This is a genomic window from Mesorhizobium sp. U510 (assembly GCF_059180695.1).
The window spans coordinates 5,773,475-5,796,354 of record NZ_CP180532.1 but is presented as its reverse complement, the minus strand read 5'-3'; the positions used below and the strand labels follow the sequence as shown (position 1 = coordinate 5,796,354).

General features: G+C 64.5%; 22 protein-coding genes. 6 read left to right on the top strand and 16 right to left on the bottom strand.

The genetic code is table 11. From position 1 onward, the window contains the following. Positions 1 to 296: 296 nt before the first annotated feature. The 7 genes from ACLGL5_RS29900 to ACLGL5_RS29870 form a co-directional block, all read right to left on the bottom strand. Positions 297 to 2,273: an acyltransferase family protein gene (locus ACLGL5_RS29900; RefSeq protein WP_069092686.1), complete on the bottom strand. Its 1,977-nt coding sequence runs from the start codon at positions 2,271 to 2,273 to the stop codon at positions 297 to 299. 138 nt (positions 2,274 to 2,411) lie between these two features. Beyond that, positions 2,412 to 2,909, bottom strand: a complete 498-nt coding sequence (locus tag ACLGL5_RS29895) for a DUF2306 domain-containing protein (RefSeq protein ID WP_038648270.1) — start codon at positions 2,907 to 2,909, stop codon at positions 2,412 to 2,414. 135 nt (positions 2,910 to 3,044) lie between these two features. Beyond that, a complete protein-coding gene (locus ACLGL5_RS29890; RefSeq protein WP_019859554.1) occupies positions 3,045 to 3,350 on the bottom strand; it encodes a hypothetical protein in 306 nt (101 codons plus the stop codon). A gap of 447 nt (positions 3,351 to 3,797) precedes the next feature. After that, complete coding sequence (locus ACLGL5_RS29885) at positions 3,798 to 4,625, bottom strand: ABC transporter permease (RefSeq protein WP_019859553.1); 828 nt, start codon at positions 4,623 to 4,625, stop codon at positions 3,798 to 3,800. 2 nt (positions 4,626 to 4,627) lie between these two features. Then, on the bottom strand, positions 4,628 to 5,908 hold the full coding sequence (locus ACLGL5_RS29880) for an ABC transporter permease (protein ID WP_069092685.1): 1,281 nt from the start codon (positions 5,906 to 5,908) through the stop codon (positions 4,628 to 4,630). 2 nt (positions 5,909 to 5,910) lie between these two features. Next, entirely contained in the window at positions 5,911 to 6,957 is a 1,047-nt protein-coding gene (locus ACLGL5_RS29875; RefSeq protein ID WP_083246824.1) for an ABC transporter substrate-binding protein, read from the bottom strand. Between the two features lie 43 nt (positions 6,958 to 7,000). Continuing rightward, positions 7,001 to 8,134, bottom strand: a complete 1,134-nt coding sequence (locus ACLGL5_RS29870) for an ABC transporter ATP-binding protein (protein WP_069092684.1) — start codon at positions 8,132 to 8,134, stop codon at positions 7,001 to 7,003. A 288-nt stretch (positions 8,135 to 8,422) separates the two neighbouring features. On the opposite strand from ACLGL5_RS29870, the gene ACLGL5_RS29865 reads away from it, so the two are divergent. Further along, the gene (locus ACLGL5_RS29865) at positions 8,423 to 9,811 is read left to right on the top strand and encodes an aminotransferase-like domain-containing protein (RefSeq protein WP_069092683.1); all 1,389 of its coding nucleotides are present in this window, start codon (positions 8,423 to 8,425) and stop codon (positions 9,809 to 9,811) included. A 61-nt stretch (positions 9,812 to 9,872) separates the two neighbouring features. Further along, a complete protein-coding gene (locus ACLGL5_RS29860; protein WP_069092682.1) occupies positions 9,873 to 11,120 on the top strand; it encodes an NAD(P)/FAD-dependent oxidoreductase in 1,248 nt (415 codons plus the stop codon). Here ACLGL5_RS29860 and ACLGL5_RS29855 read toward each other — a convergent pair. Then, entirely contained in the window at positions 11,117 to 11,791 is a 675-nt protein-coding gene (locus tag ACLGL5_RS29855) for a GntR family transcriptional regulator (protein WP_019859547.1), read from the bottom strand. The two genes, ACLGL5_RS29860 and ACLGL5_RS29855, sit on opposite strands and share 4 nt — an antisense overlap. 151 nt (positions 11,792 to 11,942) lie before the next feature. Next, the gene (locus tag ACLGL5_RS29850; protein WP_069092681.1) at positions 11,943 to 12,707 is read right to left on the bottom strand and encodes a helix-turn-helix domain-containing protein; all 765 of its coding nucleotides are present in this window, start codon (positions 12,705 to 12,707) and stop codon (positions 11,943 to 11,945) included. Positions 12,708 to 12,793: 86 nt separating this feature from the next. Here ACLGL5_RS29850 and ACLGL5_RS29845 point away from each other — a divergent pair, with 86 nt between their 5' ends. Further along, positions 12,794 to 13,069: a hypothetical protein gene (locus ACLGL5_RS29845; RefSeq protein WP_141700960.1), complete on the top strand. Its 276-nt coding sequence runs from the start codon at positions 12,794 to 12,796 to the stop codon at positions 13,067 to 13,069. A 258-nt stretch (positions 13,070 to 13,327) separates the two neighbouring features. Here the strand turns inward: ACLGL5_RS29845 and ACLGL5_RS29840 are convergent, their stop codons facing one another. The 3 genes from ACLGL5_RS29840 to ACLGL5_RS29830 all read right to left on the bottom strand — a co-directional run bounded on the left by ACLGL5_RS29840 (position 13,328) and on the right by ACLGL5_RS29830 (position 14,741). Next, positions 13,328 to 13,927, bottom strand: coding sequence for an SOS response-associated peptidase (locus ACLGL5_RS29840; protein WP_064985800.1), 600 nt, complete (start codon positions 13,925 to 13,927; stop codon positions 13,328 to 13,330). Between the two features lie 66 nt (positions 13,928 to 13,993). Next, positions 13,994 to 14,353, bottom strand: coding sequence for a low affinity iron permease family protein (locus ACLGL5_RS29835; protein ID WP_069092679.1), 360 nt, complete (start codon positions 14,351 to 14,353; stop codon positions 13,994 to 13,996). A gap of 142 nt (positions 14,354 to 14,495) precedes the next feature. Further along, on the bottom strand, positions 14,496 to 14,741 hold the full coding sequence (locus ACLGL5_RS29830) for a hypothetical protein (protein WP_069092678.1): 246 nt from the start codon (positions 14,739 to 14,741) through the stop codon (positions 14,496 to 14,498). A gap of 270 nt (positions 14,742 to 15,011) precedes the next feature. On the opposite strand from ACLGL5_RS29830, the gene ACLGL5_RS29825 reads away from it, so the two are divergent. Further along, a complete protein-coding gene (locus tag ACLGL5_RS29825) occupies positions 15,012 to 15,305 on the top strand; it encodes a hypothetical protein (protein WP_069092677.1) in 294 nt (97 codons plus the stop codon). 202 nt (positions 15,306 to 15,507) lie between these two features. On the opposite strand, the gene katE is transcribed toward ACLGL5_RS29825, so the two are convergent. The 3 genes from katE to ACLGL5_RS29810 form a co-directional block, all read right to left on the bottom strand. Beyond that, on the bottom strand, positions 15,508 to 17,616 hold the full coding sequence (gene katE / locus ACLGL5_RS29820) for a catalase (protein WP_494372820.1): 2,109 nt from the start codon (positions 17,614 to 17,616) through the stop codon (positions 15,508 to 15,510). 150 nt (positions 17,617 to 17,766) lie between these two features. Beyond that, complete coding sequence (locus tag ACLGL5_RS29815) at positions 17,767 to 17,982, bottom strand: CsbD family protein (protein ID WP_019859538.1); 216 nt, start codon at positions 17,980 to 17,982, stop codon at positions 17,767 to 17,769. Between the two features lie 275 nt (positions 17,983 to 18,257). After that, entirely contained in the window at positions 18,258 to 19,289 is a 1,032-nt protein-coding gene (locus ACLGL5_RS29810; RefSeq protein ID WP_027047101.1) for a hydroxyacid dehydrogenase, read from the bottom strand. Positions 19,290 to 19,490: 201 nt separating this feature from the next. On the opposite strand from ACLGL5_RS29810, the gene ACLGL5_RS29805 reads away from it, so the two are divergent. Further along, positions 19,491 to 20,546: a LacI family DNA-binding transcriptional regulator gene (locus ACLGL5_RS29805; protein ID WP_069092675.1), complete on the top strand. Its 1,056-nt coding sequence runs from the start codon at positions 19,491 to 19,493 to the stop codon at positions 20,544 to 20,546. A 48-nt stretch (positions 20,547 to 20,594) separates the two neighbouring features. Continuing rightward, positions 20,595 to 21,449, top strand: coding sequence for a sugar phosphate isomerase/epimerase family protein (locus ACLGL5_RS29800; RefSeq protein ID WP_069092674.1), 855 nt, complete (start codon positions 20,595 to 20,597; stop codon positions 21,447 to 21,449). A 178-nt stretch (positions 21,450 to 21,627) separates the two neighbouring features. Here ACLGL5_RS29800 and ACLGL5_RS29795 read toward each other — a convergent pair whose 3' ends face one another. Then, on the bottom strand, positions 21,628 to 22,812 hold the full coding sequence (locus tag ACLGL5_RS29795; protein ID WP_027047100.1) for an FAD-dependent oxidoreductase: 1,185 nt from the start codon (positions 22,810 to 22,812) through the stop codon (positions 21,628 to 21,630). Between the last annotated feature and the right edge of the window lie 68 nt (positions 22,813 to 22,880).

The following is a 22,880-nucleotide window of genomic DNA, read 5'->3' as shown; positions in this document are numbered from 1 at the left end:
GATCTAATATAACTCCCGGGAGGCGGGCGCGTTCCATGGATTTTACGATCCACCGACCAGACCAGAGCGCGGAAAGGTGACGCTTGGCGCTATGTGGCGGAACCGGTTGAGGCCGGGTGAGGGGCTCTTCCCTTCTCCCCTTGCGGGAGAAGGTGGATCGGCGCGTAGCGCCGAGACGGATGAGGGGTGTTCCAGCGGAGTGAGGCGTCGGCATTCTCTGGAACACCCCTCATCCGACCTCGCTTCGCGAGGCCACCTTCTCCCACAAGGGGAGAAGGAAGAAGCGCTTTGTCTCCCTAAAACAGCGCCTTCTCCAACGGCCCTTCCAGCGTCTCCGCAAAGGCCGTCGCCAGATGATGCCGGTCACGGAAGGCCAGTTTGCCACCGATGAACACGTGACACTGTGTCGGGCCGCAGAAGCGGTCGGTGAGGTCGACATAGCGCGTGTCTGGCACGCTTTTCACCACGGCGCGCTCTTGCGCCGCAGTGCTGTCGTTCGCGGCCTCAGCCCTCGGCGTGTCGCAGCGCGAGGGGGCTTCGCGCCACCACAAAGCGCGGGCCACGCAGGAATCGGCGAAACTGTCGCCGATCGGCGTGTCGCGGATGACGGCGGTCTCGACGCCGGCCTGGCTGAAGGCCTGCAACGTGGAGCGCAGGCCGGCCTGCCAGCGCGCGGTCTCGGCCTTGCGGCCGGCGGCGGGCATGTCGCGCGTCAGATTGCCGATCGAGAATTCCGAGATCACCACCAGGCGCGGCTTGCGGCGGATGATGTCCGTGATCGCCTGTTCGCGCCAGGCGTCGCATTCGGTGTAGTCGCGCTTCAGCACCGTGTTGAAGGTCGAAAGCCGTGACGCGCGGCACGAGGATTTGAGATAGGTGACCACCTTGGTGTCGTTGCGCTTGGCCGCTTCGACCAGCGGCGTCGACCAATGGTCGGCGTGCGAATCGCCGAACAGCACGATGGTGTGGGCGGCGTCGGCCGGGCCGAAGGTGCAGGGTTTCGGCTTCACCGTGTGGAAGTCGAGCAGGCAGTTCTTGTCGACGGCGCGCGCGATGGAGGGCTGTTCGGCGGCCTGTTCGATGCCGCGCTGGGCGGGGTCGATGTTGCGTGTCGCCAGATGCGCGTTGGTATAGGCCGCCGCCACGCCCATGCCGGTCAGCGCCAGGGCGGGGGCGAGTGCTCGAGCGCCAACGGTCAGCCAGCCGCCGCGCCGCGCCGGGTTCTCGATCAGATGATAGGTCAGGAATGCCAGCGCCAGCGCCAGCGCGCCGCAGCCGAAGCGCTGGAGGATGCTGAGATCCGGCGCCAGCATGCCGGCATAGACGATGACCGGCCAGTGCCAGAGATAAAGGGAATAGGAGAGCGTGCCGACCCACTGCAGGGGCGCTAGCGAAAGCACGGAGGCAGGCGCAAGAGCCTGCCAGCGGGCCGGGCTGGTTTCCGCCGCATCGTTCTCTTCGCCGGCGCCGCTCAGCAGCACCAGCACCGTGCCGGCGACCGGCAGCAGCGCATACCAGCCGGGGAAGGGCAGGTCCTCGCTCAAGCTGAGATAGGCGACCGCGATCAGCACCAGGCCGAGCCAGCCTTCCGCTGATCGCAGCCATGGCCGCTGTTGCCACAAGGCCGCCGGCGCCTGCGTCGCCAGGCCGCCGGCGGCGAACTCCCAGGCGCGCAGCGGCGAGAAGTAGAAGGCCCAGGCCGGCGAGAGGCTGGTCAGCCACAGGCAGGCAGCGAAGGAGGCGAGGCCGGCGACGCCGATCACCACGACAGCCATGCGTCGGTCCGGACGCAGCCAGGCCGCGAAGAGCAGCAGAGCCGGCCAGACGAGGTAGAACTGCTCCTCCACTGACAGCGACCAGAAGTGGATGAAGGGGTTGCTCAAGGCGTCGGCGGCGAAATAATCGAACGACCAGCGCAGCAGCCACAGATTGATGGCATAGGCCGAGGCGAACATGGCGCCGCGCGAATAGAGCGCCTGCTCCTGCGGCGCCAGGATGAAATAGCCGAGGCCAAGCGTCATCAGGATGACGAACAGGGCCGCCGGCAGGAGGCGCCGGGCGCGCCGCGCATAGAAGCGCCAGAGGTCGAGCCGGCCGGTCTCGGTGATCTCGCCCATAAGGTGCGTGGTTATCAGCCAGCCGGAAATGACGAAGAAGATATCGACGCCGGCAAAGCCGCCGGGCAGTGCCGAGAGCCCGAAATGATAGGCCACGACGCCACCGACCGCCAGCGCGCGCAATCCCTGTATATCAGGCCGAAACGATGCCGCCACGACAGCTCCTTCGTTACTTAAAGCCCGCCACTTGTCTCGGCGCAACCGGCCGATATCGCAATGCAACAATGTTTTCGCAGTGCAACATGGCCAGAACAAGGAAATGGTCGGAAAGGCGGCGGCTTCGCCGGCTGACACTCAGCCCGGCACCCGCGCACTGCGCGAGGCGTAGAGGCCGGCCGCTGCCGCGAGGATGACCAAAGCGGCGAAGATCGCCAGCTTCTGCGGTGTCGCGCCCTGCGGGCCGAAGGCGACGGCATACATGGTGCGGCCGGGAATGAAGGTCAAAAGTCCGGTGATGATGAGCCCGAAAATATAGGTGCCCTGCATGATGCGGCGGTGGGCGGCAATGTTGCCGCCGCGCGCGGCGCGCACGCCGCGCCACAGCATCACCAGCACCAACAGCGACAGAAGGTGGATCGGGCTGAACGGTCCCCACAGCCGGATCGTCCAGATGAACAGGCCGGAGCCGGCGACCGTCGCCATCAGCGCCACCCAGACGCGGCCAAGCGCGCGGTGGAGCCGGTCGCCCTTGGTGCGCCAAAGCTGCACGGCGCCGAGCAGCAGCGCGGCAATGGCGATCAGCGCGTGGAGCTGGATGACGGGCGAGGCATGGAACAAGGGGCTGAGCGACATCGGTGTTCTCCACGATATCGCGGATTATGGCCGATGAGACGCTGAGGCAGCAAGGACGGCTATGCGACTTCTCGATCCGGCCGCCCAAAAAAACAGCCCCGCCAAAGGGGCTGTTTTTTCAATGGTCTGGGCGCGTTACTTGCTGCCGCCGTTCTGTTTCACGCTGCTGCAGAATTCCGGATGGGCGTTGGTGGGATTGGCGTTCTTGGCCTCATCATCGCAGGCCGCCATCACCATCTTCTGGTCTTCCGGCGTCAGCGCTTTCCAGGCCTTGATGAACTCGTCATTGCTGCGCATCTTCTTCATGGTGGAGTCCGTGTAGAAGGGCTGCATCTTGGCCGGGTCGTCGAGAGCCGAGGTCCCGCTGCCCGATGCGGCGAGAGCCGAGCCGGCAACCATCGAAAGCGCCATGGCGCCAAAGCAGATCATCTTGGTATTCATAATGGATTCCTTCCCTGTTGCTTTGTGACCGTCTAAGCAACGATCAAGGGTGTAACGGGAGGATTTGGGTAAAAGTTCCAATTTCCCACGCAAAATGAACTCGGTTTTCTAAAAATGGCATACGAAAGATTTCAACGTTTGCAAGTTTCATTCATTCGCGCAGGAGAAAGCTCTCATCTGTTGGCGGATGGCTGCACAACGACTTGCCCCGACGTGCACCGTGGCCAGCGCCGAAGTTGGCCGGACGTCTAGGAGCCCAGCGATTTGAGAACTTCTCGGCTCTCTGATTGTTCCGCGCCGGCGGCCTCAAAAAAGGCCCCACCGGCAGGACCGGCGGGGCATTGATCGGAGGTCTGCGATCGCCCGGGAGGCGATCCCAAAAAGCCACGGGAACGACATGCGAAAAGTTTCACCGTCGCGTACGTCGCCCGTCGCCGATGGCGGGTCTCAGCCGCTTGCTGGCCGGCGGCCCTGGCCGCGTCGGGCAAGCAGGTTCGCCACCACCAAAAGCACGATCGACAGCGCCATCATCAGCGTCGCGGCGGCGGTGATGGCGGGCGAGAGTTTTTCGCGCAGGCCAATGAACATTTCGAGCGGCATGGTGCGCTGGCCGGCACTGGCCAGGAACTGCACGACCACCACCTCGTCGAAGGAAGTGACGAAGGCAAACGCCGCGCCCGAAAGCACGCCGGGCAGGATCAGCGGCAGCATCACCCGGAAGAAGGCGGTCAGCGGTTTCGCGCCCGAGATGGCGGCGGCGCGCATCAGATTGCGGTCGAAGCCGGTGAGGCTGGCCCCCACGGTGACGACGACGAAGGGGCTGGCAAGCGCGGTATGCGCCAGGATGATGCCGGCATAGGTGCTGGCGAGCCCGATGCGGGCGTAGAACAGATACGAGCCGACGGCGGTGATCACCACGGGCACGATCAGCGGCGAGAGCAGCAGCGGCATGACGATGCGGCGGCCGGGAAATTTCTCGTTCGACAGTGCGATGGCCGTCAGCGTGCCGAGCGTTGTGGCGATCAGCGTCGTGCCGAAGGCGACGATCAGGCTGTTGCCGATCGCCGACTGCCAGCGCTGCGTGCCCAGCACCACCTCGTACCAGCGCGTCGACAGGCCTTCGAGCGGGAAGATGAAGAAGGCGCCACTGTTGAAGGAAAGCGGCACAGGGATGAGGATCGGCACCAGCAGGAACAGGATGACCAGCCCGCACCACAGCCAAAGCAGCGCGACGCGGATGCGTTCACCAGGAGTGGGGTAGGGCGAGAGCAGCATGGCTACACCATCTTCAGGCGGTCGAGGCCGAGGATGCGGGCGAAGATGCCGAACAGGGCCAGGGTGAAGACCAGCAGGATGAAGGAGAGCGCCGCCGCCATCTCCCAGTTCAGTTCGACATTGACGTAATTGGCGATGAAGTTGCTGATCAGCTGGTCGCTGGCGCCGCCGATCAGGGCCGGGGTGATGTAGTAGCCGAGGCACAGGATGAAGGTGAGCAGGCAACCGGCCATGACGCCGGGGAAAACCTGCGGGAGGTAGACGCGCCGGAAGGCAGTGAAGGGTCTAGCGCCGAGCGAATAGGCAGCCTTCATCTGCGAGGGCGCGATGGTGCGCATGACGGAGTAGATCGGCAGCAGCGTGAAGGGCAGCTGGATATGCGTCATGGCGATGATCAGGCCGATGCGGCTGTACATCAAATCGAGCCGCTCGGAGGCGAAGCCGAGCCACAGCAGCATGTCGTTGACCAGGCCGAATTTCTGCAAGAGCACCGTCCAGGCGGCGGTGCGCACCAGGATCGAGGTCCAGAACGGCAACAGCACCGCCACGATCAGGATCGCCGCCAGCCCTTTCGGCACGCTCGCTATGAGATAGGCGAGGGGAAAGCCGAGCAGCAAGGTGGCAAGCGTCACGGCGGCGGCGACGAAGAAGGTGCGCAGGAACACTTGCAGGAAGATCGCCTGTTCGGGCGGCACGCGCTCGATGCCGCCATCGGCGTTCCACCTGAGGTCGAGGGCGCTCAGCAGGTAAAACGAGGTGAGGGCGTGGGTGCCGTTGGAGATGGTCGGCCAGGTGCCTGGCGCCGACCAGAAGGGCACGGCTTTGACGATCTCGAGCGGCGGCTTGCCGGCGGCGCCTTCGAGCTGGCGCACGGTTTTCAGCACCTGGCTGCGGGCGCCGGGCAGGCGTGCGTTGAGCGCCTTGGCCAGCTCATAAGCGGTGCCCTTGGCTTGGTTTTCGCTGAGGTCGGCGGCGAGCGCGATGAAGGCGGCGTCCGCAGGCAGGCCCTGGCCGTTCCAGTCGGCAAGGGCCTGGCTGGTGCGCGGCAGAGCGTCGGCGATAGTCGGGTCGTAGACGGCGCGCGACAGCAGCAGCACGATCGGGATGCCGAAGCTCAGGGCCAAAAGCAGGAGCAGGGGTGCTGCCAGCGCCAGCGAACGCAGCCGGTCGCCGAATTCGGCGCGCCGCAGCGCCGCCGACGCGGTTCCGGGATACGCGCCGGCGGCCGGCCGGCCGCGGGCCAGCGCGGGCCGGTCGAGTTCGCTGGGCTGCAGCGCCGACATCGCTACTGCGCCAGCCAGGCGTTGAAGCGCTTGACAAGGTCCTCGCCATAGTCGCCCCAGAACTCGGTGTCGGCGACCAGATAGGCGCCGGCCAGATGGTCCGGTGCGTTGGGCAGTTTCGGCAAGGCGTCGGCCGCGACGAACGAGGCCGCGTCGGTGCGCACCGGCCCGTAGGTGATGTAGCTGGCGAGCTTGGCATTGTTTTCCGGCTTGGAGATATAGGCCAGGTATTTGTAGGCGAGCTCCGGGTTCTTGGCGCCCTTCGGAATGGCGATCATGTCATATTCGAGGATCTGGTTGTTCCAGACGATCTTGAAGGGCTTCTTGTCGGTGTCGATGGCGTTCTGGATGCGGCCGTTCCAGGCGGTGGTCATCACCACTTCCTTGGAGGCGAGCAGCTGCGCCGGCTGCGCGCCGGCATCCCACCAGACGATGTCCTTCTTGATGGTGTCGAGCTTCTTGAAGGCGCGGTCGACACCTTCGGGCGTCGCCAGCACCTTGTAGACGTCGGCGGGCGCCACGCCGTCGGCCATCAGCGCCCATTCGAGGTTCTGCGCCGGGAATTTGCGCATGGCGCGCTTGCCCGGGAATTTCTTGGTGTCGAAGAGGTCGAGCACCGAGGTCGGCGCTTCCTTCAGCACGGTCGGGTCATAGGCGAGGATGTCGCCGTAAGCATCGAGACCGACACCGCAATCGAGTGCCGAGCCTTCGATGAATTTATCGCGCGGGCCGATCTTGGCATAGTCGAGGCGTTCCAGAATGCCGGCGTCGCAGCCCTGCAGCACCGTCGCGGTTTCGACCGTCACCAGGTCGATCGGCACGTTGCCGGTGTCGACCATGGCTTTGACCTTGCCGAGATCGCCGAGATATTCCTGCTCGAGGATTTTTGCGCCGGTCTCCTTGCTGAACGGCTCGAACCAGGCCTTGCGCTGGGCATCCTGCCAGGCGCCGCCGCTGGCCATGATCGACAGTTCATCGGCGAAGGCGTGGCCGATGCTGAACAGTGCGGCCGCGGCGAAAGCGAGCATCCGGGTCTTTGCGATCTTCATTTTTCTTCCCCTGTTTTTGAGATGGATCTGTTCTTGGCTTGGTTCAGGACGGCCCCGCTTTGGCAGCCGAGGCATCGGCGGGAAAGGCGCGGCAGTCCTGCGGCGCGCAGGAGACCGTGACGGCCTCGCCATTGGCCATGGTCGCCTCGGGGCCGACCTTGACGGTCAGCAGCTGGTCATTGCCGAGCCGGGCCAGAAGCCGCAGATGGTCGCCGAGATAGATGCGGCCGTCGACCGTCGCGGGCAAGGCGTTGGCACCGGCCGGCATAAGGCTCAGCCGCTCGGGGCGGATGGCGACATGGCAGGCATTGCCCTGCGCCACGCCGATAGCGAGCGCCGTGAGTTCGCCCCCGCCGGTCAGCCGCACGCGGCATTCCTTGCCCGAAACGCGGTCGACGATGCCTTCCAGCGTGTTGTTCTCGCCGATGAAGCTCGCCACGAAGGAGCTCTGCGGGGCGTTGTAGAGGTCGTCGGGCGAGCCGAGCTGGGCGATGGCGCCATTGTTGAAGACGGCGACGCGGTCGGACATGGTCAGCGCTTCGCTCTGGTCATGGGTGACGTAGACGATGGTGACGCCGAGCATGGTGTGAATCTGCTTGATCTCGAGCTGCATGTGCTCGCGCAATTTCTTGTCGAGCGCGCCGAGCGGCTCGTCCATCAGCACCAGGCTCGGCTCGAACACCAGCGCGCGGGCCAGCGCCACGCGCTGCTGCTGGCCGCCGGAAAGCTGCGCCGGCTTGCGGTCGCCGAACTGCTTCAGCCGCACCATGTCCAGCGCGCGGCCGACGCGGCCGGCAATGTCGGCCTTGCTCACCTGCCGCACGGAGAGCGGGAAGGCGACGTTCTCCGCCACGCTCATATGCGGGAACAGCGCGTAGTTCTGGAACACCATGCCGATGTTGCGCTGGTAGGGCGGCAGCCGGTCGACCGGCCTGCCTTCCAGCGTGATGGTGCCGCTGGTCGGCCGTTCGAAGCCGGCCAGCATGTTGAGCGTCGTCGTCTTGCCCGAGCCGGATGGGCCGAGCAGGGTGAGGAATTCGCCGCGCGCCACGCCGAGGTTCAGCCTGGTCACCGCGAAGGCGCGGCCGTCATAGGATTTTTCGACATCGACGAAATCGACGAAGGCCGGGCCGGCGGCAGAAGCCGAGGCTGGCGATGATGCGGCCAGGGCGCTCATCGGGCGCGATCCCGAAACGTACCGGCTGAAGCATTATGCGCCTTGTGATGCATGGTTCCATCCCATTGGAAGCCCGCTTCTCGGCGGGTCGTCCAAACTTGTATGCTCACACAATCATTCTGAATCAGAGCATAGATGCATACAACTTTGGGCGTCAAGCCAGTTTTTCGGCGATTGTGTGATATTTTCGCTTGGAGTTCTCCGGTTTTGAGTCACACAAGCGCTATTGTCCGGCGAATTGTCTTATGCTAGAGCGCTTACATCAGTCCCAGCCCGAATCCTGTCCGTATGCTCAGCGATCTCCGCCTTACCGAGGATGAAAGTCCGGTCTATCGCCGTCTCGCCGACGCGATCGCCGAGCGCATTGCCGCCGGCACGCTGGCGGTCGGCGACCGGCTGCCGCCGCAACGCGACATTGCGCGGGCGCTCGGCATCAACGTCACCACGGTGACGCGGGCGCTGGCGACGCTGCAGCAGCGCGGCCTGCTGGAGGCGCGGCCAGGGCGGGGCACGACGGTGGCGGCCAGGCAGGCCGGCGAGCGGCCCGGTTTCGTCTCGGCGCCGAGCGACGAGAGCGGCATCATCGACCTCTCGGTCAACCGGCCCGCCACCTCGGCCTATCTCGACGCGCTGGCGGCTCTTTTGCCGCGCCTGTCCAGGGATCCGCACTATGCCTCGCTGCAGGACTATCACCCGCCGGAAGGGCCGCTGTGGGCGCGCGCGGCGATCGCCGACTGGCTCAAAGCGGTTGCCGGCGACGGCGACCCCGGCCGCGTGGTGCTGGCGGCCGGCGCCCAGCACGGGCTCGATTGCCTGCTTGGCGCGGTAACCAGGCAGGGCGAGGTGGTGCTGGCCGACGAGGTGACCTATCAGGGCATCAACGCGCTCTGCCGGGTGCACGGGCTGGATCTGCGGGGCGTCGCCATGGATCGCGGCGGCATGCGGCCTGATGCTTTCGACGCCGCTTGCGCGCAGCTGCGCCCCCGCGCGGTGTTCCTGGTGCCGACGCTGCACAACCCGACGACGATTACGCTCAGCGAAGCGCGCCGCCACGAGCTTGCCGCCGTGGCGCGCCGTCACAATGTGCTGATCATCGAGGATGACGTCTACCGTCCCTTGGCCGACGAGGCCTTGCCTTCCTTCGCCATCCTGGAGCCGGAACTGACGGTGCATATCGGCGCGCTGTCGAAATGCCTGGCGCCCGGCTTGCGGCTCGGCTTCGTCATCGCGCCGCGCGCCATTGCCGGGCAGGTCGCGGCGGCGCTGCGCATCAATTGCTGGAGCATCAGCCCGCTGACGGCGCTGATCGGCGCGCGCATGATCGAGGACGGGGCAGCAGCGCGGATCATCGAGGTGCAGAAACAGGAACTGCGCCAGCGCCAAACGATCCTCAGCGAAATCCTCGGCCGCTACGATGTCCAGAGCCAGCCGAGCGCCACACATGCCTGGCTGCGCCTGCCCGAGCCCTGGCGCGGCGCCGGCTTTGCCCGCACGTGCCTGGAACGCGGCGTGGCGCTGCTGCCGGGCGATGCCTTCGCTGTCGGCCGCGAGCCGGTCCAGCACGGCGTGCGCATCAATGTCGGTGCGGCGCGTTCGCAGGACGATCTGCGCACGGCGCTGACCATCATGGCCGAGCTGCTGTCGGCCGGGCATCTGCAATTGCCGGGTTTTGTCTGATGTCTGCCGCCCAAAAGGGCGGCGTGGTTTTGCGACAAGGACAGGCGTGGGGGAACAACAAGTGACAGCTTCGAAGAGTGTCGAGATCGCCGTCATCGGGGCCGGCGTGGTCGGGCTGGCGACGGCGCTGCGGCTGGCCGGCGACGGCCGCGAAGTCGTGCTCATCGATCCCAACGAGCCGGGCTCGGGCGCCTCGTTTGGCAATGCTGGGACGCTCGCCGAATATGCCTGCATGCCGGTCGGCAATCCCGCGGTGCTGCGCGCGCTGCCGAAACTGCTTCTTGACGCCGACAGTCCGTTCTCGCTGCGCTGGAGCGCGCTCATGCATCTGGCGCCGTGGCTGCTGCGGTTTGTCAGGCAGTCGCTGCCGGCCGCCACCCATGCCAATGCCGTGGCGATGGCCGGGCTGCTGGCCGATTCCCTGCCGGCCTGGGAGGAGATGGCTGTCGAGGCCGATGCCGCCGATCTGCTGCGCCGCAATGGCTGTCTCTATCTCTATCGTCGCCCGGGCGATCTTGCCGGCGGCGCGTCGAGCCGGGCGTTGCGCGCCGAATTCGGCGTCGACCAGGCGGTGCTCAGCCCGGAGGAAGTGGCCGCGCTGGAACCGAACCTGCCGGCGGTGCAGGGTGGCGGGCTGTTTTTTCCGCAGTCGATGAACCTCACCGATCCCCAGACCATGATGGCGCGGCTGCTGAAGGCGGCGACAGGCCGGGGCGTCGCCTTGCTGCGGGGCGAGGTGACAGAACTGCAGGCCGATGCCGGCGGTGTCGACCTCAGCGGTCCCGGCCTGCGGCTGCGCGCCCACAAGGTGGTGATCGCCGCCGGTGCCTTTTCGCGGCCACTGGCGGCGCAGGCCGGCGACCGCATCCCGCTCGAAACCGAGCGCGGCTATCACCTCGAATTCGCGACGCCGGCGCCGGTGCTGACGCGGCCGGTGTGTCCGGTCGATCTCGGCTTCTACATGACGCCGATGGCCGGCCGGCTGCGCGTTGCCGGCACCGTCGAACTCGGCCGGCTGGCCTCGCCACCCAATCCGCGCCGGCTGTCGCTGCTCGATCGTGGCGTGCGCCAGTTCTTCCCCGCGCTCGGCCAGCCGTCGTCAAAATGGCTGGGCTTCCGCCCGTCGCTGCCGGATTCCAGGCCCGTCATCGGCCCGTCGCCCGGCAATGCGAACGTGATCTACGCCTTCGGCCATGGCCATCTTGGGCTGACGCTCTCGGCCGTCACCGCGCGGCTGGTTGGCGACCTCATAGCCGGCCGGCGACCCAACAGCGAAAGGCTTGCGCCTTTCGCCGCCAACCGTTTCTAACCGCCGCTGGCTGCCGGCGCCGTCTCGATCTCCTGGAGATAAAACACCTTGCTGGGCTGCAGATGGTCGACGCAGAGCTGCGCCAGCACCCAATTGTCCCGGCGCTTCAGCGCCTGGATCATCATCGCGTGGTGCTGGCGCGAGACGTCGAGCTTTTCCCTGTCGGCCAGCGAATTTGCCCGCACCGGCAGGCTGAGGCGCATATAGTGTTCGATCGAGGCGACAAGATAGGCATTGCCGCAGGCCGAGAACATGGTCAGGTGGAAGCGGTCATTGGCCTCGTGGATGCCCCTGAGGTAGCCTGCATCGACATGGCCGCTGTAGATGCGGTGGATCTCCTCCAGTTGCGCGATAAGCGCCTCGCTGACCGGCAGGGGGATCATCAGCGCCGCCTGGCGCTGCAGCATTTCTCGCACTTCGTAGATCTGCCGCACTTCCTCCGGCGAGAGCTGGCGCACCATGGCGCCCTTGTTGCGCTCGCGCGTGACGATGCCGAGTTTTTCCAGCTGGTACAGCGCCTGGCGGATGATGTGGCGCGAGACCGGGAAGCGGGCCAAAAGCGCATCCTCGACCAGGCGCGTGCCGGGCGCCAGCCGGCCGAAGATGATGTCTTCCTCCAGCGCATGCACGGTGTCGGCTTCCTTGCCGCCATAGTCGAAGCTGTTGAGCATCGCGTATCCCTGCTGCTCCCGGCTTCCTGTCCACCGGGAATGCCAGTCTAAAGCGGTTCATCGTTTCACGGAAATGCCTAACCACTGCATTTCCCTGCTGGGCGCAATTCCCCGGGGAAAGTGCCGCGCGCATTTCCCCGGGAAAACCGTTTCACACTTTTGCTGGAATTGCCTGGCCTTCGCGCACAAGGCTGACGACGATCTGGTCGAGGAGCGGGTCGTCGAGGCTGACGGGCCGGCACATCCCCAGCACCTGCCTGAGGCTGATCCTGCCGACTTCCTGGCGCATGATGACCGACACGCAGGCCGGTCCGGAACCGGTCAGGACGAATGCCTTGCCGACCAGAACCGGGTCCGAGAAGGGTGCCCATTGTACGGTTATGACAGACGGCTCCCTGGTCTGGCGGCGGTTGATGCCGGCGAAATAGATCCAGTTCAGGCGGGAGATGGCCACGCCATAATGCCAGCCGGGCACGCGCGCTCCACCCTGTCGATGGCCCTCGGCCCAGCGGGTGACGCGCCGGAAGGCCACCAGTTCGGGCTCGCGCCGCACAAAGGTGACCGACCGCAACAGCAGGTCGGGACGGTCGGGAATCGTGAAGTAGGTGAAGTAGGTGCCGCCCGCGATGGCGGGAGCCGGGCCGCGCATCATGTTCTCGTAAAGCGTCTGGTGGATCGGCAGCAAGGTCGGGTGTGCGGGCGCGGCGGCTTCCGGCGCGCGGTACAGTTCATCCTCGTCGATATGGAAATAGTCGCAGATGATCCTGGCTGTCGCCCGATTGGGCACGCTCTTGCCTTGCAGATAGCGCTCGAACTGGGTGCGGTTCATGTTCAGCCCGCGGCACACGGCGGCCACCGACGCATGGCTGCTGACCAGCCGTCGCAGATTCGCGGCAAGATTCTTGCGAATTGGCACGAAACCGCCCCTCGACAGTCGTCCGAACCATTATTCAAGTAATCGCTTATATTGCGCCAATCTCGCACAACATCGCGGCGCTGCGAATGGGACCTTCGACCAATATGGCGCTGCGCGGGATTATCCTTGTTCAAGCCAGGAACCAATGCGTGCGGCCAGCCGTTGGGTCGCACGGAAGGGACATCCGAAAAATGACTGACGAGCAAGAGAAGCCACCGGCCGCGACGGACGACGTTGTTCGCCGTTTGGTCAACAAAACCGGGATCACCGAAGCGCAGGCCCGCGAGCTTGTCGCCTTTCTTGGGCGGAACAATTGGACATCGCTGTTGCGCGAAGCGCGGATATTGAACCCGAAGCCCTAGAGCCGTTTGAAAGCGGCAAGCCCGAGGTGCCCACCCTGGCCTTCGGCGAAGGCCAGGGTGCTTGGCGGAATTGACCAGGATATTCTGGACTGGATTGTGCGCAAGAGACTTTGCCGGCCTTGAGAGTGCCCGCGCCGCGTCAGTCGACGTCGATGATTTTTCGTGGGGCTTTGCGGGCCCACGCATCAGACTCATGATTTCTTCTTCTGTCGGCAACATAGCCGCAGGGGAGGGCATCGGTATGATCGTTCCTTGCGGTTACGCACTTTCGGGGCGCACGGTCTCCACCTGAAGCGCTCCAGCCGGAAGTGGACGCAACAGTTCGGCTTCCGGTTTTGTCAGGTTGATCCAGGCCGCCCAATCAGCGGGCTGAAGAACGACAACCTGGCGATTGTGGTAGGGCGCGATATCCGGCCCGGGGTCCGTCGTCAGCATGGTGAAAGTGGGGGGCTTGTTGCCGACGGCTTCACGCCAAAGCCCCGCAATGGCCAGGAACGGGGAGCCGTTGAGCGTAAAGCGATGTTTCGCCTTCGGATATTTCGCGCCGGTGAATTCGAAGAAGCCGGACGCCGGGACGAGACAACGTTTGCTGTTTGCGAATTGCCGGCCTTCGGAGCGGAAGTTGAACACTGGCCCGCCTTTGGGACCGGCCGGCGGAAATCCGAATGTCATCGACGCCAATTCGATAGCGTCGCTGCCGGCGGTGGCGCGCATTATGGGCGCCGGGTCGTTGATGCGAATGTCATCGGCTTGAGGCAGGTCAAGTTCGCTCTGGTGGCTGGGTATTCGAAGCGCCAGGGACTCCATCATCCGGCAATACTCGGCCCATGCCACATGCTGTTCGTAGTCATTGCACATATCCGGCACTCGCTCTCAATGCGCTGGATTCTCGTATAACGGATTCCTCCGCCGCCGATGAAGTGCTTAGCCGGCCTCGGTTTCAGCGCGGCGAACCAGTGTCCGTGCCGCCTCTTCCTCGAGCTTGCCAAGCTTTGCCTTGATCTCCTCTGGGTCGGCATGTTCGAGACCGACGACGTCGTTCCTGGCGTCATTGAGCGCGACGATGATCTCGTCGAGCTTGGCGTGGATGGCGGCGGTGTCGCGGTAGCCCTGGATCAGGACGACGCCGGTGATGATGATAGCCGCCACGGACAAGGCATAGGTGACGGCGTTTGTCAGGCCGAAGGGCACCAGGGCAGTGCACACCACCATGGCGACGATGATGACGTAGAAACCCGGCGGGCGAGACAGGAAGTCAGCGCTGGCGAAGAGGAATTTGTTCATGCTTCCCACCGACCCTCCAGATGTTCACCAGGGCCAGAGCAGTTCCAGGAAAATTGTGAACGGCTCGCAGTACGGAATTGCATCACACAGGCACGGGCATGCGTTTCAGGAGAACGACCGCATCCAGGCCACACCGCAATCCTCACTCCCCCGAGGGCTTCGTCTTGCGGGCGTCTTGTTCGCCATTCAGAAGACCAAAATCCGCTGAACGCGTGCCGCTGTTGGCATGCAGGAAGCCATCGGAGGCGAGGCCACGGCGCAGCAACTCACGCACGGCGGCGGCTCGGCTTGGCATGCGCTTGTCGAAACGCCATGTGTCGAGGGCCGCGAATTCTTCCTCGTTCAGCATGACCTGCAGGCGTTCAGGGCGCTCGAGATTATCAGCCATCGTGGAGATCCTTCTTCCGGCGATGCAGGCGGTGAGCCGAATGAGTAAGTGACTTATGTGCCTCACAATCTGCCAATGGCCTGTTTGGTTCCGAGGTAGCCAAATACATTTGTTGCATCAGTCCCTCAAAGTGCTCCGGTTGCATCACTGGCTCAACATACTAACTAATTGATTTTATTAATACTTTTTTCACAATTGGCTTGCTTTAACGAATCGTGGGGCGCATGGTGAAAGTGAGGGAAAACCCAGTCCGCTGGACAGGAGTTTGCCATGCACAACTACCCGATCGAACTGCGCGACGACCTGAATCGCACGCTGATCAAGACCATCTACGATTTTGGAATCGTCAACGTTCCAGTCCTTGCCGCTCGACTGGCCGGCCGCCATTGCGACCTGTCGCTTGCCGACGCCGAACGGCTGGTGCTGGGCTTCGCCCAGTTCTATTCGGCGCCGATCGAGTTCGACCGCTCAGCCCGCGATTGGCGGTCGAGGGAGCCTGTCGGCGCGGACAATAATGGCCTGCTGCTCGATATCGTCGAAAACGGATTCGGCCGCGCCGCCTGACGCTTGGCCGGCGGGTTTCGGCTGGTTTGGTTGTGCGGGCTGATGCAGGATCCCCGCAACGGTCGGCCGGATTCCATCCGTATCCGTCAGCCCTAATATCCGGTGATGCCCCCCACTGCCGACGCGGGCGGCAATCTCGCCGCCGACTTCACAATCGCTGGACCTGGCTGCGGCGTGCGCGCAGCCAGGTCCAGTTCCGAGTTCAACCCAGCTTCACCTTCGGCTCACGCGCCCAGAAGCGCAGGTCGCCGAGACTGGCAATGAAGCCCGCGACATCCTTGGCGGAAGCCAGCGCAATGACCGCCTCGTCCTCGACAATACCGGCCTTGTCCAGCAGCGGGGTCGCCGCCTCGACGAAGCCGATGAACTTACAGTGCGCGAAGGCGTCGGCGACGAAATCGCGGGCGGTCGATTCCTTCAGCAGTTCGGCCATTGCAGGCTTTGCCGGCAGCAGCGCAATGGCGTCGTAGAGGACAGACGGCGCGCCGGCGATCATCTGTTGCGCGTCGATCCAACTCCCGTCGCTGGCCTTGGCGCCGCCGACCTTCGGCGCGATGATCTCGAACTTGGCGCCGGCCTTGGTCATCCCCTGCTTCAGCGCATTGAGCAGAGCTGCGTCGGTGCCGTCGGTCACCAGCATGCCGAGCTTGCGGCCCTCGAAGCGACCGGGGCCGTTCTTGAGGATGCTGAGCTTGTCCGACGCGGCAAGGTCGGTGCGCGTCGGCACCGCCGCATCGGCGGGCTTCGGCATCGCCTTCAGGCCGAGCGCATCCGCCACCTTGCGAGCCAACGCATCATCGATATTGAGAAGGTGGGACACGATGCGCTCGCGGATGACCGGGGTCTGCACCTTGCTCAGTTCGAAGGTCAGCGCCGAGGCGATGTGGCCTTGTTCAACGGGGTGCTGGCTGATGTAGAATTGGCGTGCCTGGCTGTAGTGATCGGCAAAGCTTTCGGAGCGCAAACGGGCCTTCGGTCCGGCTTCGGCTTCGGCAAAGGAACGGAAGCCCTTTTGCGGGGATTCGCGCGGGCCTTCATTCCATGAATTGGGCTGGTAGTTGGCCCGGCCGACCGGGTTGCGCATCGCCATATGTCCGTCCTGCTGGAAAGTGTGGAAGGGGCATTTCGGCGCGTTGATCGGGATGTGGGTGAAGTTGGTGCTACCCAGCCGTTTGATCTGCGTATCGAGATAGGAAAAATTGCGGCCCTGCAGCAGCGGGTCGTTGGAGAAGTCGACGCCGGGCGGCACGTTTTGCGTCATGAACGCCACCTGCTCGGTCTCGGCGAAGAAATTGTCGGGCATGCGATCGAGCACCAGGCGGCCGACCGCGATCGGCGGCAGCACCTCCTCGGGAATGATTTTGGTCGGATCGAGGATGTCGAAGTCGAAACTGTCGGCGAAGGCCTGGTCGAAAAGCTGCAACTGCAGTTCCCATTCCGGGAAATTCCCGGCGTGGATCGCGTCCCAGAGGTCGCGGCGATGGAAGTCGGGGTCCGCGCCGTTGATCTTGACCGCCTCGTTCCAGGCGACCGACTGGAGGCCGAGCTTCGGCTTCCAGAGGAATTTGACGAAGGTCGATTCATCCTTGGCGTTGAGCAGCCGGAACGTGTGGACGCCGAACCCTTCCATGAAGCGCAACGAGCGCGGGATGGCCCGGTCCGACATTGCCCACATGATCATGTGCATGCTTTCCGGCGTGAGCGAGATGAAATCCCAGAAATTGTCGTGCGCGGTCTGTGCCTGTGGGAAATCGCTGTTGGGCTCGGCCTTCGCGGCATGGATCAGGTCGGGAAACTTGATCGCATCCTGAATGAAGAATACCGGCATGTTGTTGCCGACAATGTCCCAATTGCCTTCCTGCGTGTAGAGTTTTACGGCGAAGCCGCGCACGTCGCGGGCAAGATCGGCGGAGCCCTTGTTGCCGGCAACGGTGGAGAAGCGCACGAAGGCCGGTGTCTTTTCGCCGGCGCGCTGGAAGATGTCGGCGCGGGTGTATTTAGCCAGCAATTCGTACGTCTCGAAATAGCCGTGGGCGCCATAGCCGCGCGCATGGACGACGCGTTCGGGAATGCGCTCGTGATCGAAATGGAAGATCTTTTCGCGGAAGTGGAAATCCTCAAGCACGGTTGGCCCACGGGCACCGATCCTCAGCGAGTTCTGGTCGTCGGAGACAGGGCCGCCCTGTGCGGTCGTCAGCACCTCTGCCGAACCGGAAGCGGTCTGGTGCAGTTCGCCGCCTTCGCCGCGCTGCAGTTTCTGATCGTGGATGGTCGCGGCCGTCCCGGCCGCTTTGGATGTTTGCTTCGCCATAACTGAAAATCCCTGGGGTCAATGCGCGGGCTGCGCTGGTTCCTCAATCTCTGGAATGGCAATGCGTTCCCGGCCGATTTCAAAACCGCAAAGAAGAAAGCCGCCGGTTCGAACGGCGGCCTCCAATTGTCTCTAGAAAGCGAAGAACCCTCAGAGGTTCTTGTTGATTGCGGCCGCGGTCTTGTTGGTCGCGTCCTTGACGGCCGACTTGGCGTCGCCGACGGCTTTCTGGACCTTGCCCTTGGCCTCCTGTGCGGCGCCTTCGGCGCGCAGGCGGTCATTGCCGACGGCCTTGCCGACGCCTTCCTTGGCCTTGCCTACGGCCTGATTGGCGAGACCAGAGGCCTTGTCACTTGTGCTTCCCATGGAATGTTCCTTTTTGCGAATTGTCTGCCTGACCGGCGGGGACCAACGTCGCTTTGTCAGGAAGGTTCCTCATGCCATGAAGAGCGCGGCAAAACGAAAAGGCCCGCCACCGACGCGAATCGTGACGGGCCTTCTGGAGTCGGTCGGGCGTCCCACCGCCCGACCTTTTACAGAACCTGTCAGCGGGGTGATCGTTCCATCACGACGTGAAGCCCGCCGGCTTCCGGGCTTTTCGCAAGATCTCGCAAGATGATGGAAATGCGGTGCCTCGCCCGTCAGTTCCGATCCACCGGCTTCGATCGCATGCGCGAGACCGTCTCGCGCTCGGCGCGCTTGGAGCGCAGCGGCGGCAGGCCGCGGTCGATCAGGTCCATGTCCTCCAGCACCATGTCGCCCATGCGCTTGAAAGCGATGTCGAGCGCGCCGGCGCGGTGGGCCGAGCGCAGGAAGCCGGGCAGGGTGCGAACCGGATGATCCAGTGCCGGCGGCTCTTCCGGGAAGACATCACTGGCGGCGACGATGTGGCCGCTCTTCACCGCCGCCATCAGTGCGGGGAAATCGACGACGCCGGCGCGGCTGAGCAGGATGAAGGCGGCGCCCCTGCGCATGCTGGCGAAGGCCTCCGCACCGAGAAAACCCTGGTTCTCGGAGGTCACCGAGGCGACGACGAAGACGAAGTCGCTCGAGGTCAGCACCTCGTCCAGCGAGGCGGGCTCGACGCCATTGTCGATCAGGATCGATGGCGGCAGCCAGGGATCGAAGACTTTGGTGCTGACGCGGAAACCCGTCAGCAGCCGGTTCAGCGCGCGGCCGAGATCGCCGAAGCCGATGATGCCGACATCGGCGCCCGACAGCAGCCGCGCCGTCTGGTTGCCGTCGCCGCCCCACAGCTCTTCGCCCTTGCGGAAGGCGAGGTCGGCATCGACGATGTCGCGGGCAAGGTTGAGCGCCATGGCAAGGCCAAGCTCGGCCACCGGCTCGGCGAACACCAGACCGGTGGTGACGACATGGATGCCGCGCGCGAACAGCGTCTCGTAAGGCATGTTGTTGAGGAGGTTGGACTCGACATTGAAGACGCAGCGCAGCGCCGTCATCCGACCCAGCGTCTCCGACGAGATCGGCGGCTGGCCGACAATATAGCGGGCCTGCGCCAGCACATTGGCCGGCAGTTCGGCGACACCGTCGGCCGTGGTCTCGACGATGCGGTATTTCGCCCGGAAGCGCGCCAGCTGCGGCGGCGTGAAGATCAGTTCCAGCGAGCGCGGTTCCGGCGCGCTGATCACCAGCGGCAAATCGTTGTTTGGCACGATGATTCCTCCCGACGCGGTCGACGCCGCGCATTTTTGCTTTGCCCATGTCGTTGCCCCAAAACCGTTTACATCTTTGGGCGACATGTGGCTCCGCAGCTAAAATACCGCCGATGAAACGATTTACAACTGCGAAAAATCGATTTACTCGTTTCTCATGCGGACAGAAATGCCTCTGTCCGCGCCTCGGAAGGAGGAGCAATGGCGCACAGGCAGGACCAGCAGCGGCGTGCGTCGATCCACGACGTGGCCAGCCGTGCCGGCGTGTCGGCGGCCACCGTCTCAAAGGTCATGGCCGGCGTCGCCACGGTGAAGCCCGAGAATGCGCAGCGCGTCTTTGACGCCATCGAACAGCTCGCTTACCGCGTCGATCCGCTGGCTTCCGACATGCGCCGGGCCAAGCGCCGCATCATCGGCGCCATCATGCCGGAATTCGAAAGCGAGTTCTTCGGCCAGATGGTCAGCCAGCTCGAAAGCCTGGCCGAGCAGCGCGGCTATACGCTGGTGGCGGCGTCGAGCCGCGAATCCGAAGCCCGCGAAACGGAAATCCTCGCCCGTATGCATGACTGGCGGGTCGCCGGCGTGGTGCTGGCGCCGGTGCGCAACGAGCATGGCCCGGCGGCCGCCTTCATGAAGGCCAACGGCATGACCGGCGTGCTGATCGACCGCGTGCTGTCCGACGACGCCTTCGACACGGTGTCGGCCGACAGTGGGGCGGCCAGCGCCGAAGTGGCGCGCGAGCTGATCGGCAAGGGCCATCGCCACATCCTGGTCGTCGGCCTTGGCGAGCAGGCGGCGACGGTGCGCGCCCGTCTCGACGGGTTTCGCACCACCGCGCTGCGCTTGGCGCAGGATGTGCGCATCGATGTCGTGCTTGCCGAAAGCGATGTCGAACCGCTCAGGGCACAGCTGCGTGATTACTTTGCAGAAGGCGAGCGCCCGACGGCGGTCTATTCGCTGTTCCTCAAGGGCACGCTGGTGGCGCTGTCGGAGTTCCGGCGGCGCGGCTGGCACTGCCCCAACGACATTTCGCTGGTCGGCTTCGACGACGCCGAATGGATGCAGGTGACATGGCCGGCCATCGCCGCCGTGGTGCAGCCGGTGCGCCAGATCGCCGGCCACGCCATGGAGGCGCTGTTTGCCCGGATTGAAGGCGAGGAGGGGCCGCCGACGGCACGTCTCGAACCTTGCAAGGTTTTGATGCGGGAATCCGTTGGCTCGCCAGGCAACGGCCCGCATTCCGTAAACCCGCAATAGAAGCTTCGGCGACAACAGCATCGCGACCGCGCGATCACAGAGGCTGAGATGAACACTTTTGGACTGCACACTTTCGCCATCGCCCCGGTCTGGGACCTCGACCTGATCGAGCCGCAGATGGAGCGGCTGAAGGGGTTGGGCATCGGCCTGCTCGAAATCCCGCTGCTGCGACCGGAAGAGATCGACACCAGGCGCACGCGCGCTTTTGCAGAACGCTGGAATGTCGAGCTTATTCCGTCGCTTGGCCTGCCGGCTTCACTCGATGTTGGCGCGCGGCCGGACGAGGCGCTGGCCTTTCTCGAGCCGGCCTTCGGCGTCTGCGAGGCTGTCGGCAGCAACGCGCTGGGCGGCGTCACCTATGGCACCATCGGCAAGACGTCGGGACGCGCGCCAACCGAAGACGAGATCGACGGCATGTGCCGCTTCCTGGTGCGCGCGGCCAAGGCCGCCAAGGCGCATGGGCTGAAGCTCGGCATCGAGCCCTGCAACCGCTACGAGACGCATCTGATCAACCGCGGCATCGATGCGACGCGGATCATCGAACGCGTTGGCGCCGACAACATCTTCATCCATCTCGACACCTATCACATGCATATCGAGGAGGAGAGTTTCGAGGCCGGCTTCAAGGCGGCGGCGCCCTATCTCGGCTATGTCCACGTCTCGGAAGCCAATCGCGGCGTGCCAGGACGCGGCATGCTCGACTGGGCGGCCTGCATGAAGGCCATCGCTGACATCGGCTACACCGGCGCCATCACGCTCGAAAGCATGAACCATGTCGACGCCGACATCGCCGGCGGGCTCGCCGTCTGGCGCCCGGTGGCGGAGAACCCGGACGACGTCATCGGTGTCGGCCTGCCGTTCCTGCGCGAGGCGGCGAGGAAGGCGGGGCTGCAATTGGGGTGAGGGTTTCCTCGGACTATGTGGCCCGCCGCGCTGGGCGGCGGATAGAAGCAACGGCGTCAAAGCGTTAACGCGTTGCTCTCAGCCCACAATCCTGGGCCTGGCGCGCTTCCCGTCTCCGCGGGAAGGGAGAAGGGAACACGCCTCGGCCTTGGATGGCGGGAGAAAGTGGGGAGGACCCTCACGCCATTCCGGGCTCCCGGCGCGGTCCCAAATGGCGCATCTTGCGGCCGATGATCATCAGCTGACGCGCCGTGTTGTTGCGCAGGCGCCGCACGCGCCATTCCAGTCCGGTTTCGGTGGTGATCTGCTTGGCGTAGAAGCTCACCCGCATGCCTGCCTTATCGGAGGCCACCTTGACCGGGTCGTCATAGAAAGCGCCGATCTTGTCAGCTGCCATGCCTGGTGTTTCCAGCCAGCGCGGAATGTGAACGGAATGGAGCTGATCGACATCGACCATGACCCGCCCGATGCCGACGCCCGGCGTCGGGCATGTCGTGTTGAATGCGTCGCCGATGAAGACGACGCCGTCGCGGCGATGGCCTTGTGTCGTGGTCAGATTGACCTGCCTGACCTCGACCGGGCTCGCCACCTCGAAGTTGCCGCACTGCGCCGCGATCTCGGGCATCAGTTCGCGAAGCATCTTCTGCGGATCGGCGCGGAAGTCCCGCGTCCATTGTTCGGCGACGGTGCGATAGACGAACATGTTCGCGCGCATCTTGTCACCGATGGGAAAGACGGTGAGATAGGCGACACGGTCTGAGGCTCGCTTGCCGTAGCAGGTGACGGCCCCAAAGGCGCAGTCACGCCGCGCAAGAGCGAGGTCGAATCCCATCGACAGCGAATGCGCCTTCGACAATTCGACGCGCTCGACGCCGATGGCGCGCCGCACCAATTCGCTGTAGCCGGTGGCCACCACCAGCAGGCGGGCATCGATGACGGCGCCGTCGGCCAGCACAAGCCGCTGCCGGTCAGGTCCGGTCGAGACTTCGGCCACCTTGCCGATCGTGATCGGCACTTGCGGCGGCAAGGCATCGCGCAGGCCGTTGATCAGCGCACCATAGGAAAATGCGTACTCCCACTTCTTTTCACGGGCGAAGAATTGACCGAGGCGGAAGACATCAACGTCGGTAAACGGGGTGACGAGCGGCATGACCATCTTGTCGAGGCCGAGCTTCTGGAACAGCTGCATTTGATCCGCACCGATCTTCTCGGCCCGGAATTCGTCGTGATGAACGCGGTGCGGATCGATCAGCGCCACCTTGCGGCCGGCGTTTCCCAACAGCGTTGCCAGGGTGGTGCCGGCCATTCCGGCGCCGACGATCGCTACGTCGACTTCGGTCGGGCCAGCCGCGGCGGTGGTCATGTCTTTGCCTTTCTGCTGGTCATCTTGCGCCTGCCACAATCTGCAGTGGAAATATCTTCCGGCCCCAT

Bases quoted from the DNA above. Each gene is read 5' to 3' on its own strand.
- ACLGL5_RS29805 (WP_069092675.1), top strand. From the start codon at position 19,491: ATGGCGCACAGGCAGGACCAGCAGCGGCGTGCGTCGATCCACGACGTG.
- ACLGL5_RS29890 (WP_019859554.1), bottom strand. From the start codon at position 3,350: ATGAATACCAAGATGATCTGCTTTGGCGCCATGGCGCTTTCGATGGTT.
- ACLGL5_RS29880 (WP_069092685.1), bottom strand. From the start codon at position 5,908: ATGTCGGCGCTGCAGCCCAGCGAACTCGACCGGCCCGCGCTGGCCCGC.
- ACLGL5_RS29855 (WP_019859547.1), bottom strand. From the start codon at position 11,791: ATGCTCAACAGCTTCGACTATGGCGGCAAGGAAGCCGACACCGTGCAT.
- ACLGL5_RS29800 (WP_069092674.1), top strand. From the start codon at position 20,595: ATGAACACTTTTGGACTGCACACTTTCGCCATCGCCCCGGTCTGGGAC.
- ACLGL5_RS29845 (WP_141700960.1), top strand. From the start codon at position 12,794: ATGGGACCTTCGACCAATATGGCGCTGCGCGGGATTATCCTTGTTCAA.
- ACLGL5_RS29795 (WP_027047100.1), bottom strand. From the start codon at position 22,812: ATGACCACCGCCGCGGCTGGCCCGACCGAAGTCGACGTAGCGATCGTC.
- ACLGL5_RS29865 (WP_069092683.1), top strand. From the start codon at position 8,423: ATGCTCAGCGATCTCCGCCTTACCGAGGATGAAAGTCCGGTCTATCGC.
- ACLGL5_RS29875 (WP_083246824.1), bottom strand. From the start codon at position 6,957: ATGAAGATCGCAAAGACCCGGATGCTCGCTTTCGCCGCGGCCGCACTG.
- ACLGL5_RS29830 (WP_069092678.1), bottom strand. From the start codon at position 14,741: ATGGCTGATAATCTCGAGCGCCCTGAACGCCTGCAGGTCATGCTGAAC.
- ACLGL5_RS29885 (WP_019859553.1), bottom strand. From the start codon at position 4,625: ATGCTGCTCTCGCCCTACCCCACTCCTGGTGAACGCATCCGCGTCGCG.
- katE (WP_494372820.1), bottom strand. From the start codon at position 17,616: ATGGCGAAGCAAACATCCAAAGCGGCCGGGACGGCCGCGACCATCCAC.
- ACLGL5_RS29870 (WP_069092684.1), bottom strand. From the start codon at position 8,134: ATGAGCGCCCTGGCCGCATCATCGCCAGCCTCGGCTTCTGCCGCCGGC.
- ACLGL5_RS29815 (WP_019859538.1), bottom strand. From the start codon at position 17,982: ATGGGAAGCACAAGTGACAAGGCCTCTGGTCTCGCCAATCAGGCCGTA.
- ACLGL5_RS29895 (WP_038648270.1), bottom strand. From the start codon at position 2,909: ATGTCGCTCAGCCCCTTGTTCCATGCCTCGCCCGTCATCCAGCTCCAC.
- ACLGL5_RS29825 (WP_069092677.1), top strand. From the start codon at position 15,012: ATGCACAACTACCCGATCGAACTGCGCGACGACCTGAATCGCACGCTG.
- ACLGL5_RS29835 (WP_069092679.1), bottom strand. From the start codon at position 14,353: ATGAACAAATTCCTCTTCGCCAGCGCTGACTTCCTGTCTCGCCCGCCG.
- ACLGL5_RS29840 (WP_064985800.1), bottom strand. From the start codon at position 13,927: ATGTGCAATGACTACGAACAGCATGTGGCATGGGCCGAGTATTGCCGG.